Here is a 12,258-nt window from a genome sequence, read left to right on the forward strand (position 1 = left end):
AATTTACTTCGGTTCGTGCGGTATTGCACAAATTGACTGAAATTGTGCCTTATTTATCAAGAAAGATTGGTGACTCTAAAAATGTCTGTAGTGGATAGAAGAATCCTCAAAACTCATGAAGCAATAAAAAACGCTTTTATTGAGCTAATGTCTGAAAAAGGTTTCGATCAAATTACGATACAGGATATTTCTGACAGGGGCAATGTTGGCCGAAGAACCATTTATCATCATTACATGGATAAATTTGATTTACTAGATAAGCTCATTGGAGAACATATTAATGAACTAAGAAAACTCTGCGAATCATCAGCAGATTTGGACTTTGTTACCGCAAATCTAATCTGGTTCGAATACTTTGATAGCAATCATTCATTCTTTTCTACGATGTTAGCGAGTAAGGGAGCACCATATTTTCGTAGTCGCTTCCTGGAGTTTGTTATCGAAGAGTTAAAGGGCGAAGTAAATATAATTGAAGGGAAAAATAAAGGATTAAACGAAGATGTTATTCTTAAATTCTTTGGGGCTGCAATTGTAGGGATAACGGAATCTTATTTTAGAAATGAGATTCGTGTCTCACCTCAAGCAGTGGCAGAACAAGTGGGGATTTTGCTAGAGAGAAACCTATAGGTGGGAAATAGAATGAGATTGTGAAGGATTGTAGTTAAACTTTAGCCAATATCGATTGTTATTATAAAGAATCTCTTGAACCAAAAACCAGGATGATCCCAAGAAATAAAATTAAATATTGTTTTATTAATCCTGTACGTAAAAGTACACATTTATAAACATAAAAAGTCCTTAGATTCTATTAAATCTAAGGACTTTTTTGATTGCCTCTAATCCTAATTATGTTAAGTAGGGCTGGCGTACACTGGTTCTTCTTATTTCACATACTATTTTTTGAACGTATTTTTCCGTTTTGTTGCTGATAGGTCGAACCCGTAAGTGACATTTCTGTCATTCTTATTTATTTATTGTTAGGTAAATCGATGGAAAGAAATTGAAATGATTTTTAAAATAGATATAAACTCTGTTGTAGAAAGGAATAAGTCCAGAGAACCCTTTACAATCACCTTATTAGTTTGGTTGACGTTGTTTGTAATTTTTGTACTTCATGGGAGAATAGATACACTTTATCTGAAAGTAGATACTTTATAAAAAAAGCCACCCTACCAAAGTAAGATAGCCCCTTAGGCGTTTTAAGGAAACGACCTTGTATTAACCTGATAGATGGCGAGACCCGTATTAGAGAATGTACGGTTAACTTAAATGAATTTTAAAGTTCTTATATTAAAACAAAAAATAATATTGATCGATACAATCAATCTATCATTTTCTTTGATGGAGAGTGTATAACTTGAAAGGAGAAGTCTATGAAAAAAGTATTCGAAGTATTAAAGAAAATATTTGTTTTATTTATTGCCTTTAGCTTGCTCGTATCAGTATTTGTTTTTATTTACCATAACTCTCAATTAAGTAAGGAAGCAGCACTCCTTAAAAGTGAGGGAACAGTCGTTAAGTTTAATAATAAAAAAATTAATGTCTATAATGAGGGGAGGGGTGAGGATACATTTGTATTTATGGCTGGCTCCGGGATCGCCGCTCCTGTTTATGACATGAAAGGACTATATAGCAAGTTTTCAAAAGAAAATAAGATAGCTGTCATTGAAAGAGCTGGATATGGGTACAGTGACGTTTTTAACGATGACAGAGATATTGACAAAATACTAGAGCAAACTAGAGAAGCGCTAATAGAAAGTGGAAATAAACCTCCGTATATATTAGTGCCTCACTCATTATCAGGGATAGAAGCTATTTACTGGGCACAAAGATACCCAGATGAAATAAAGGGAATTATTGCTTTAGATATTGGTTTACCTCAACAGTACGTAACACATAAAATGAACCTAGTTGATTCATTGACAGTAAGAGGAATAAATATTTTAACGAAAATTGGTTTGCACAGACTTGTTCCTTCTTCTACTTATAATCCTGAAGTGATTCGGCAATCATTTTTAACTGAAGAGGAAAAAGAAATTTATAAAGCATTATACTATAAACAATTTTTTAATGATGATATGAAGCAAGAACTTTTACAGGCTTATGAAAACGGTAAAAAATCAGTTAACCTTCCGATACCAAAAGAAACACCTATTTTATTTTTAGATGCAATTGCTGACCAATATAAAAACTCGAAATATACAAAACAAAAAAACAAAGATTATGAGGAATTTGCAGAACAATTAGAAATAGCAGATGTCATAAAAATTAGAGGTACACACAGCATTTATTTATACGTGCCTGATGAAATATATAAGCTTTCAATGGAATTTATCAATAAGGAAGTTGAAAAAAATGAAATCCTACGTGATGAAAGGATATAACATTTTAATAGTAGAAGACGATTTGATGATTGGCGATTTACTTCAAAAAATTTGCAACTCGAAGCGTACTATGTTTGTTGGAAAACGGATGGAAGAGAAGTTCTGGATATCATCCATAAGATAGATTTAGTCATAATGGATGTTATGTTACTAGGTGAAGATGGCTATCAAATCACAAAGAAAATAAAAAACTAGGATTAAATATTCTCATAATTTCTCTCTCTGTCCGAAATGATATGGTAAATCCTTTTGATTCTAGAGAGTTACTATTACAAACTTTTTTAAATTGCGAGGTAGAAAATATAATTGACTAAGAACATAGGGGCGTTGAATTATTAGCAGAAATTATAGATTAAATATTAGTTGAACTTGATTAAAAGTTATACCATTTTTGGTGGATTCTTTAATGTTTCAGGAGGGGATTTGGAATTATAGAACTAATACTTTAAGGTCAAGGCTCTTAACTTGGATACAGCTTCGCTCATCTATATAGGAAATCAAGGATAGTAGGTGGATGATTATGAGTTAATTGGTTAATTGACTGGGCGGTAAATACAAAGAAAAGGTACTAATTCCTTTTTTGTACGGAATCAGTACCAGGTATAGATATTTAATAATCTTTCTTATTAGGGAATCACTTACCGGTTAATTAAGCAATTCCCTTCGTCATAACGAACAATAATGACGAGCATGTGTCTATCCCCATGGTGTTCCAATCACGACAAATATTAGCCATGCAAGTCCAGGTCCGATAACAACAAAGCATGCGGATGCAATTAAGAGTTTTCTAAAAAATTCATTTTGGTTCATACCTTGAGCATTTGCGAGCAACATAGCACCATTTGTTGAGAAGGGACTTATATCCACAATGCTCGATGCAAAAGAGATGGATGATATGACACCTATGGATGATACAGTCGGATCCTGAAGAATTGGAATCGCGAGTGGAATAATGGCTGCCAAGAAACCTGTTGTTGAGGCAAAAGATGAGATAATTCCTCCAATATAAGATGCTGTTAGAGCTGCCATTACAGAATTATTCATGCCAGCTATTAACTGGGTCATATATTCGATAACACCGATTTGTTCTAGTACTCCTACATAAGTCACAATCCCTGTTACCATAAGGATAATTGGCCAAGGCATACTCTGTAAGACGCCTTCTTGCCTTTTTGGAGCCATCAAGAAAAGTGCCAACCCTACTCCAAACCCGGCAAAGCCCATGTGTACATTGTACCCTAGAGCTAGGACGACTAGAAGAGCTATTCCAAGAAGTGTGAACCCTCTATACCAAGTTAAACGCCCTTCTGATTTTCCTGAATTATCTTCTGGATTATCTACTTGATTTACATTTATATCGATTGTTTCTACTGTTTCTACTGTAGCTGCTGTATACAGGTGAACAGAATCTTTCCTAAAAAACCTAAGTCCTCCAAAAAGAATGAATACTATAATCGCAACGAATACACATAAGATAAAGGTGTTTAAGAAAAGCAAACCTGGTGAATGTGGGAGGTTTTGTGAATCCATCATACCGTTCACAATCACACCAAAAAGATGAAGTGGTGAGAAACCACCCGCAGTCACCCCTATAAGTAGCATTAATCCCATCATAAGAGGATTAATCTTGTATTGAAAGGCCACTCGTAACGCAATTGGACTTAAGATAGAAGCAGAAGCAATGGCAGATGTACCGATACTGGTCAAAATAGCACCCAGGGCGAACATAACCCATGGAATTAAGCCGGTGTTACCTTTAACCAAAAGGAGCCCCCATCTACTAATTAAGTCGATGGTTCCATTTTTTTGGACAATTGCAAATAAGAATGTGACTCCTGCAAGTAGGACGAATAGATCTGCAGGAAATGCACTAAAGATCTCGTCAACGCTTAGCCCACTTACTAACACACCCATGATAAAAGCTGCAACAAAACCGATAATACCGATGTTTATTGGAAGAATAGCTCCAATGATAAACATAAGTAAAAGTAATATAATAGCTCCGATTTCTATGCTCATAAAATGACCCCCTAATTTTAATAAATTGCTCATGTGTGACCTGATCAAATGTGCTGAACAAATCCAATTGCTTGCGTCTTAGAGGTAGGGTCGCACTGTAACAGACACATAAGAAAAATACTCTATTAAAAATTTAAAACTTTGATTCACAAATCTGAAAACGCTTTCAATTAGAAATATTATGAATGCCAATAAATAACCTTATTAGGGAATTATTTTTTTGAGTTTTTTTCAAATGAAGAGTAATTGTCAACAATTTATTAATATCATCAAGAGTAATTGCATAATACAAGACACGTTTAATTTCTGTTAAACCAATTGTAGAGTAGCTTCATTTCTTTAACCTCCTTTCCTTAGTTCATTTTTGTATAAAAAACTAATGGCGATTGTCGACAAAATTATGCTGATGCTTGTAATTCTAATGAAATTAGAATTTTCTGTCAATGTTTTTTTTATCAATTTTATTAAATTCCCTTAATCCATAATAGGAGGGTGTAAATTCAAGAAGTTTTGTTAAACCAGAAGTTGGTTTTTGTACCCTATGTATTTGAAAGAATAAACCGTATTTTGGGAAAGGCAAATAAGCCTGCTCGTAGAGATAGGCTTTTTCACTTTTTTCAATTGCTAAGTTTTCATGTTGAAAAAACAAGGGAAAGTGTTTTTAGGTAGGAAACTATGGAATATGGTTTTCTAATTTTGTTTTTCAACGTCCTTTTCTTCTGGTGTCATAGTTCGAACAGTAATACAGTCCTCATCAACATTCATACCACATGCACGTTCAATAACTACATTCATTGAAAACACCCGTTTCGGCTTCAATAATTGGAATTGGTAAGATCAACTTGACCTTTGTTTTGCATGGATTGTTAAGGGGAAATCTAATTATTAAAGCCTTTAATGCTAGGTTGTGATTTACCTCTAGGGTTAAAGACATTTTGGTTATGTTTTATTAAAACTTTTTTTGCTTCATCAAATTGTTTTTTATGTAAATGATTTAAAATAATATGGTGTTCTTTAAGTGATTTATTAATATTCTCTACCCATTCAAAAGAAAGTCGTTGCAATGATAGTAGCGGTAGTCCTAATCTCGAATACATATTGGCGATAATATCACTTTTACTCATTTCGATAATCCCCAAGTGGAACTTTTGATTCAACATCGCGTATTCCAAACGGTCACCATCAACCAGATCCATCTTATTAACAAGCTGTTCCATATGAATTAGAGATGATTCAGGTGTATCGAGTTCTGCAATCCTCTCTATTGCCAGGCTTTCGAGCATCATTCTTATTTCTAACAGATCAATAATATCTCTTTCTGAGTAGCCCTTTACAACGGAACCTTTTCTTGGGATCCGTTCAACTAAACCATCGATTGCTAATAAATAAAAAGCTTCTCTTATTGGGGCTCTGCTTGTCCCAAATTCTTCAGCATAATTAGCTTCTATTAATTTGTCTCCTGCTTTAAGTTTCCCAGTAATAATTTCTTCAGTTATTTTCTCGGCTATCAGTCTAGATAGTGAGTTATTATCAAAAATGTTGTTATCAACCATTATTTGTCCTCCTTAACCTGGACATGAGTTTTGAACTTTTATTAATGTATACAATACCAGAACTTTTAGAAAAATCGAAGAAACTTTTTGGAAAAATCCTACTCATTTAAAAATTTTTTTTAAAAAGCAAAATATAGTCATCAAACTAAGTCTATTGAAATGAGAAAAAGGGTGAAGATTGCCACTCTTTTTAGAAGTAAATACAACCAATGTTATCGACAAAATTGAAAATGCACGTAATAAGCCTGAAAATAAATAGTCAGAAAATTATATAAATTAATAATTATTAGTTGAATTTACATTAAAAGTATATTAGGATGTAATCATTCACAATAAACGATTGTCGACAATATACTATTTTAGTTTCGGTACATGATAATTTTTAAAAAAAAGCAAGTAAAGGAGTCATCAAATTCAAATTTATTAAAGGGGTGAATTCAGCATGAAAGTTACGATTAACCGAACTGAAACGAATGGGAAGATTACCTTACAAGAAAGTGGCGGGTTTGCGATAGTGACCATACACCGTCCAGAATTAAAAAATGCACTGACAAATCGAATGTGGAATGATTTAGCAGAGATGGGGAAAATGATAACTCAAAATCCAAAGAATAAAGTCGTAATATTGCGTGGAAGTAAAACTCATTTCTCTGCTGGCTCCGATATTAAACAATTTAATAAGTTAACAATTGCTGAGGCAAATGAAGCATTTCGATTAATGGAAGAGGCCATTTCTACTTTTGAAAAAATAACATTACCTACAATAGGCGCCATAAATGGTCCTGCGTTAGGTGCCGGTTTTGAATTGGCCTTAGCATGCGATATACGAATTGGCACGCCACACACACTAATGGGAATTCCTGTTGGAAGACTAGGGATTACTTTGAACCAACCATTTGCGAAAAGAATAGCCGACATGATCGGAAAAAGTAGAACAATGGATCTAGTTTATACGGGTCGTTTATTAAATCCAACAGAGTGTTATCAATTGGGCCTAATCAATTATCTTCTAGATGATGAAGAAGATATTAATCATTTCATTATAAATCTTGGCAAAAGGATCTTGGAGCAGTCACAAGCCTCCCTTTTAGCTGTAAAACGGTCAGTTGCTTATAATTATCCGACTATTTCAATTCCATGGGAAACTGGCATTCAATCCAGCGTTGACCCCATTGACTTTCCAGAAGGTGTTCGATCTTTTGTAGAAAAAAGAAAACCCAACTTTCAAAGGAGACGATAATATATGCAACCACTAAAAGGAATTAAAATAGTAGATTTAACCCGTATATTGAGTGGTCCATACTGTACAATGACACTTGCTGACCTAGGTGCAGAAGTAATCAAAATAGAGTCCCCAAAAGGTGACGATACAAGAGAGTGGGGTCCCCCTTTTTTACAAAATGAAAGCGCTTATTTTTTAAGCGTTAATCGAAATAAAAAAAGCATGGTACTCAATTTAAAAGAAGAAACAGGGAAAGAAATTTTTTTAAAGTTAGTTAAAAATGCTGATGTTGTAGTTGAGAATTTCCGTCCAGGTACTTTAACGAGACTTGGTATAGGTTACGAGGTCCTTAAAGAGCATAATCCAGGAGTTATTTTAGCTTCAATTTCCGGATTCGGCCAAACTGGTACATATTCACAGAAACCAGGATATGATGTTTTAGCCCAAGGTATGGGCGGGTTAATGTCAGTAACAGGAGAACTCGGGAAAAGACCAGTGAAAGCAGGATTTTCCATGGCGGATGTCGGTACTGGAATGTGGGCAGCTTTTGGCATTTTAGCAGCTTTGCATGAACGCAATCATTCTGGCGAAGGTCAGTGGGTAGACACATCCTTACTGGATACCGTTGTTTCGTGGCAAACTTATTTAGCAAGCAGTTATTTTGCTTCTGGAAAAAATCCAGAACCACTGGGAGATGCTCATCCAAATATTGTCCCTTATCAAGTATTTGAAGCATCTGATGGATACTTCATCCTTGCTGTTGGGAACGATGGTTTATGGGATAGATTTGTTGAGGTGATGGATTTACAATCCATAAAAGATCAAAGGTTTGTAACAAATCCAAAGAGGGTGGAAAACCGAGAGATACTTATTCCTCTCTTAAATGAAGTGTTTCAGAACAAAACAATTAATGAGTGGATTGCATTATTTGAATCAGTGAAAATTCCGTGCGGTCCAGTAAATAAGTTTTCAGACATTCTAAATGATAAACATATGTATGAACGCGAAATGATAATTGAGAGGGAGCACCCAACACTTGGGCCTATTAAAATGTTAGGAATTCCAGTTAAATTTTCAAGAACACCAGGGGAGGTTAAAACTGTGCCACCACAATTAGGGGAACATACGACCGAAATTTTAGAAGAGTTAGGTTATAGTGATGAAGAAATTTCACGCTTTGTTGAATTAAATATTACAGCTCCAGAAAAAGCTAGTCTAATAAAAAAATAGATGAAAAAAGTATCCTTTATGGAAACCTAGGAGGATAAAGATGTTTATAGACCCGGAGACGCTAACACCTAAGGAAATATATAAATTGCTCATTGGTTCAGTTGTCCCAAGACCGATTGCATGGGTTTCTACGGTTAGTAGAAATGGAGTATATAATTTAGCACCTTTCAGTTTTTACAATGTTGTTTCGCGAAACCCGCCAATGCTCGGCATTTCAATAGGTCCAGGTGTCGGTGAAAGAAATGGAACAGAAAAGGATACGTTGACAAATATACGTAGTGAAAAAGATTTTGTCATCAATGTAGTGTCCAATAAGGTTGCAAATCAGATGCATTTAAGTTCTGGTAATTTTCAACCTGAGGTTGATGAGTTTAAGAGTGTAAATGTAACACCAATGGAAAGTAAGATAGTAAAATCTCCATTAATAATGGAAGCAGATATAAAAATGGAATGTCGATTAGAGAAAATTATCGAACTTGGATCAGATCATCTCGTAATTGGCAGACTTGTTCAATATCATATTATTGACGATTTATATTGTGATGGGAAGGTCAATATAGGAAAATTACAACCAGTAGGTCGCCTTGCTGGAAATTATAATCTTGTTGAAAATATTTTTCTTCTCCCCAGATAAAAAAGGGAGTGATAATCTGATGAAAGCCATTTATGTTAATCGATTTGGAGGTCCAGAGGTATTAGAAGTAATAGAAACAACTGTGCCTCTCATAGCTCCAAACCAAGTTCTAATACAAGTTGCCGCAGTGAGTGTTAACTTTGCTGATATAAAAGCAAGATTAGGTAAGTATCATGGGAAAGGCAACCCGCCTTTTATACCAGGATTAGATGTAGCTGGGATAGTAGAATCTGTAGGTAATTCAGTGAAAAATGTAAAGGTGGGGGATCGGGTAATTGCCTTTCCAGCCAACGGTTCTTATTCAGAATATTGTGTGGCTGATGATAAACTAACCTATGTCATTCCTGATAATGTTAGCTTTGATATTGCAGCAGCATGCCCAGTTGTTTCAGTAACTTCATATAATCTACTATCACAATCTGCGAATGTAAAAAAGGGAGAAATCGTTGTTATTCATTCTGCCTCTGGTGGAATAGGTACAACTGCAATACAAATTGCAAAAGTATTAGGTGCAAAGATGATAATTGGAACAGTGGGAAATGATGAAAAAATTGCAACAGCTAAAAGTGCAGGTGCAGATGCTGTGCTTAATTACAATACAGAAAGCATGGAGCAAAGAATCCTTGAATTAACAAATGGACAAGGTGCTGACGTTATTCTCGATTCAATTGGGGGGAAGATTTTTGAAGAAAGTATGAAATATCTTGCTCCTTTCGGAAGAATTGTCTGTTTTGGAAGCTCATTAGGAGAATCAGGTATAGTCAAAACCAACGATCTCCATAAAACATGCCGTTCCGTATTAGGATATAGTTTAGGAACCCAGTTAAAGGCACGGCCAGAATCATTAGCTCAACCAGTTTCAGATGTATTGAAATTAATTGAAAACAAGGAATTAAAAATAGTCATAAGTAAAAAATTTAAATTAAACGAGGCAGCAGAAGCACATAAATGGATTGAGAGTAGGAATAGTGTAGGGAAAGTTCTATTAATTCCATAATGTGAAAGAGGATGATTAATGAAGGAGTGAGGTTAACGAGTCACTTCATATTTTCATCCTCTTTTCTATTAATCTTTTTCTAAAGTAAGACTAGAAATATAAACATCGATTGAATCTAGCTCAATTTCCAAGACAGAAAGGAGAATAAAGGTGATTTTCTCTTGAATCATTTCGATCATTTTTATAATATTTTGATCAATCGAGGAAACGAGTTCGACCTGTATTTGTAGTTTAGGGACATTGGAGAAATTATATCTAATGTTGCTAACTTTTGACACCTCGACTAAGTTTTTGCAACTGAAAATTGTAATATCTTTTAAGGCAGTTTCAGATATGAAGATAGTACCTTTGTTAAAGTTTGGCTGAATAATTGTTGTTTCACCAATATATATTTTTTGATTAGAAAAGATTTTCTTACCCTTTAAGATTATCTTTTTAACCATGCTAGGTTCGATTTGAATATATGGGATCGGTATGACATGTTTTTCTTCTGTCTTTCGTACAAAGAGTGCCATTTTAATTTCTTTACTGGAACGGATATTAGATACATCAGTATATTGGTCAATTTTCCCTAATTTTAATTTTTGGGCAATTAAATCAACCATTTTGATTGAAGTACCTACTATTAAAATTTTATCAATCGAAGCTCTATGAATAGCTTTTATTACTTCTTCTTGATGCTCATCGTAATGAAATATAGCTCGCTTAACCGCCTTAATATAATTTTTTTCGTATTTTGCAGAAGTTCCTGCAATTTTCCGGCCTTTAACTATTAAAAGACCATCGTCAATAAAGGCAGGAATCCCTTTTTTATGGGTATATTGAAGAACAGAAGTGCTCTTTCCGGTACCGCTTTTTCCAACTAATGCAAAAACTTTCAAGAAAAATCCCCCTTAACTTCCGGTTTATATAAAATTTACCTTTTAAAGATAATTTTTATATTCTAGCAAATATCAAATTGAAGGAAATTACTTTTGAGTCAATTTCCCTTCTAATCCATTAATAAAATAAATAAAAATAGTTAACAAAAAATGTGATTAGAAAAACCGATTAACACAAAACCCTTTGAATAATAAGGTTTTAATCTTAAACGCATACTAGATTATTGAAAAATAAGTATAAATTGTTAACAATTTATTGAAGGGAGTTTAGCGATAATATATAATATCCTCAAAGACATTATATCATTCTTAAGAGGTTGTTCAAAAAGGTCAGGAAAAGTTCCGCAAAAAGAAAAAAGATTTTTCTTTTCGCGAAATTATTTCTAGGAAGCTGACCCTAGTATTGTGAATCTCTTCATTGATTCGCGTTTTTCCTCCTTTTTGAGCATTCGCTTAAAGTTATTTGTAAAAGAGGTGTATTATTATGGAGGTCGATAAGCATCTTCCAAAAATTATTGCAAGTCAAATCGTTACTGATATTATAAATAACGTTTTGGATTCCGGGGAAAAAGTAATTGAAGAGCGATACGCGAATAGTTTTGGTACTAGTCGAGGTCCAGTTCGAGAAGCACTTTATATATTAGAAAATGAAGGGATGATCGAGAGAATTCCAAAAAGGGGTTCATTTGTAAAAAAATACAACAAACAGGATCTTTGTGATTTATTTGAAGTCAGAGGATCTCTAGAAAACATGTCACTAAGCCGCCTTAAATATCCATTACAAGAGGATCAGGTAAATGAAATTGATCAAATAATTAGTGATATGGCTACTGCAAATATGGAAGTTTATGCACAACTAAATAATGATTTTCACTATAAAGTCTTGTCTTTATCAGGGAATGAGGTTTTTAAAAATATTTTTTCTCGTTTGGGAACACCATTGATAACCTTACAAAAGATAGTTTTAGAAACTCCTGAAAGTGTAAAGCAATCGTATGAGGAGCATAAAATGCTTTGGAATGCTATAAAAGTGGGGAAAATTAATCTTGCAAAAGCAGTGTTAGAAGACCATATTGAAAGTGGTAAAAGAAGGTTTTATGAAGCAGTTGAAAAAAATAAAAAATAAAGGAATGTATCTTTTATTTTTTGTCCTAAATTATCGAAATATTTAAAATAATATAAAAAATGCCAGTTGAAATGATTATTCATTAAATGGACATTGAATAAAAAAAGGGATTGTAGATGGAAATGGAAACGTTAGAAGGTTTTAAGCTATTAACATTTAGCCGTTTTCTAGTACGAAATGCTATTAATATGAAAATGATTGAGGGGGGGAAA

General features: G+C 33.9%; 10 protein-coding genes and 1 pseudogene. 8 read left to right on the forward strand and 3 right to left on the reverse strand.

The genetic code is table 11. The annotated features are described in order from the left end of the window. Positions 1-81 precede the first annotated feature (81 nt). From NST21_RS11250 to NST21_RS11260, 3 genes and pseudogenes are all read left to right on the forward strand, one after another. The gene (locus NST21_RS11250; RefSeq protein WP_340889157.1) at positions 82-627 is read left to right on the forward strand and encodes a TetR/AcrR family transcriptional regulator; all 546 of its coding nucleotides are present in this window, start codon (positions 82-84) and stop codon (positions 625-627) included. A gap of 746 nt (positions 628-1,373) precedes the next feature. Further along, positions 1,374-2,384 (forward strand): alpha/beta fold hydrolase, encoded by a 1,011-nt coding sequence (locus tag NST21_RS11255; RefSeq protein WP_340889158.1) that lies wholly within the window; start codon positions 1,374-1,376, stop codon positions 2,382-2,384. Next, a pseudogene (locus tag NST21_RS11260) lies at positions 2,371-2,659 on the forward strand (response regulator); the annotation flags it as partial. The gene NST21_RS11255 and the pseudogene NST21_RS11260, both read left to right, overlap by 14 nt. 421 nt (positions 2,660-3,080) lie before the next feature. On the opposite strand, the gene NST21_RS11265 reads toward NST21_RS11260, so the two are convergent. Beyond that, positions 3,081-4,403, reverse strand: a complete 1,323-nt coding sequence (locus tag NST21_RS11265; protein ID WP_053345602.1) for an SLC13 family permease — start codon at positions 4,401-4,403, stop codon at positions 3,081-3,083. Between the two features lie 878 nt (positions 4,404-5,281). Then, positions 5,282-5,956, reverse strand: coding sequence for a GntR family transcriptional regulator (locus NST21_RS11270; protein ID WP_098175081.1), 675 nt, complete (start codon positions 5,954-5,956; stop codon positions 5,282-5,284). Between the two features lie 442 nt (positions 5,957-6,398). Here NST21_RS11270 and NST21_RS11275 point away from each other — a divergent pair, with 442 nt between their 5' ends. The 4 genes from NST21_RS11275 to NST21_RS11290 are packed head-to-tail and all read left to right on the forward strand — an operon-like array spanning position 6,399 to position 10,039. Next, positions 6,399-7,196 (forward strand): enoyl-CoA hydratase/isomerase family protein, encoded by a 798-nt coding sequence (locus tag NST21_RS11275; protein WP_328113244.1) that lies wholly within the window; start codon positions 6,399-6,401, stop codon positions 7,194-7,196. A 3-nt stretch (positions 7,197-7,199) separates the two neighbouring features. Continuing rightward, positions 7,200-8,408, forward strand: coding sequence for a CaiB/BaiF CoA transferase family protein (locus NST21_RS11280; RefSeq protein ID WP_098175083.1), 1,209 nt, complete (start codon positions 7,200-7,202; stop codon positions 8,406-8,408). A 40-nt stretch (positions 8,409-8,448) separates the two neighbouring features. Next, the gene (locus tag NST21_RS11285; protein ID WP_340889161.1) at positions 8,449-9,042 is read left to right on the forward strand and encodes a flavin reductase family protein; all 594 of its coding nucleotides are present in this window, start codon (positions 8,449-8,451) and stop codon (positions 9,040-9,042) included. A 19-nt stretch (positions 9,043-9,061) separates the two neighbouring features. Next, the gene (locus NST21_RS11290) at positions 9,062-10,039 is read left to right on the forward strand and encodes a quinone oxidoreductase family protein (protein WP_340889162.1); all 978 of its coding nucleotides are present in this window, start codon (positions 9,062-9,064) and stop codon (positions 10,037-10,039) included. Positions 10,040-10,107: 68 nt separating this feature from the next. Here NST21_RS11290 and NST21_RS11295 read toward each other — a convergent pair whose 3' ends face one another. Next, a complete protein-coding gene (locus NST21_RS11295; protein WP_340889164.1) occupies positions 10,108-10,920 on the reverse strand; it encodes a hypothetical protein in 813 nt (270 codons plus the stop codon). Between the two features lie 484 nt (positions 10,921-11,404). On the opposite strand from NST21_RS11295, the gene NST21_RS11300 reads away from it, so the two are divergent. Further along, positions 11,405-12,046, forward strand: coding sequence for a GntR family transcriptional regulator (locus NST21_RS11300; protein ID WP_340889166.1), 642 nt, complete (start codon positions 11,405-11,407; stop codon positions 12,044-12,046). Positions 12,047-12,258 lie beyond the last annotated feature (212 nt).

The organism is Peribacillus sp. FSL K6-1552 (genome assembly GCF_038005205.1).
GTDB lineage: Bacteria > Bacillota > Bacilli > Bacillales > DSM-1321 > Peribacillus > Peribacillus butanolivorans.

What these genes read in the sequence shown, in the direction of transcription:
- NST21_RS11250 (WP_340889157.1), top strand. Translation starts at nt 82, where the DNA reads ATGTCTGTAGTGGATAGAAGAATCCTCAAAACTCATGAAGCAATAAAA.
- NST21_RS11255 (WP_340889158.1), top strand. Translation starts at nt 1,374, where the DNA reads ATGAAAAAAGTATTCGAAGTATTAAAGAAAATATTTGTTTTATTTATT.
- NST21_RS11265 (WP_053345602.1), bottom strand. Translation starts at nt 4,403, where the DNA reads ATGAGCATAGAAATCGGAGCTATTATATTACTTTTACTTATGTTTATC.
- NST21_RS11270 (WP_098175081.1), bottom strand. Translation starts at nt 5,956, where the DNA reads ATGGTTGATAACAACATTTTTGATAATAACTCACTATCTAGACTGATA.
- NST21_RS11275 (WP_328113244.1), top strand. Translation starts at nt 6,399, where the DNA reads ATGAAAGTTACGATTAACCGAACTGAAACGAATGGGAAGATTACCTTA.
- NST21_RS11280 (WP_098175083.1), top strand. Translation starts at nt 7,200, where the DNA reads ATGCAACCACTAAAAGGAATTAAAATAGTAGATTTAACCCGTATATTG.
- NST21_RS11285 (WP_340889161.1), top strand. Translation starts at nt 8,449, where the DNA reads ATGTTTATAGACCCGGAGACGCTAACACCTAAGGAAATATATAAATTG.
- NST21_RS11290 (WP_340889162.1), top strand. Translation starts at nt 9,062, where the DNA reads ATGAAAGCCATTTATGTTAATCGATTTGGAGGTCCAGAGGTATTAGAA.
- NST21_RS11300 (WP_340889166.1), top strand. Translation starts at nt 11,405, where the DNA reads ATGGAGGTCGATAAGCATCTTCCAAAAATTATTGCAAGTCAAATCGTT.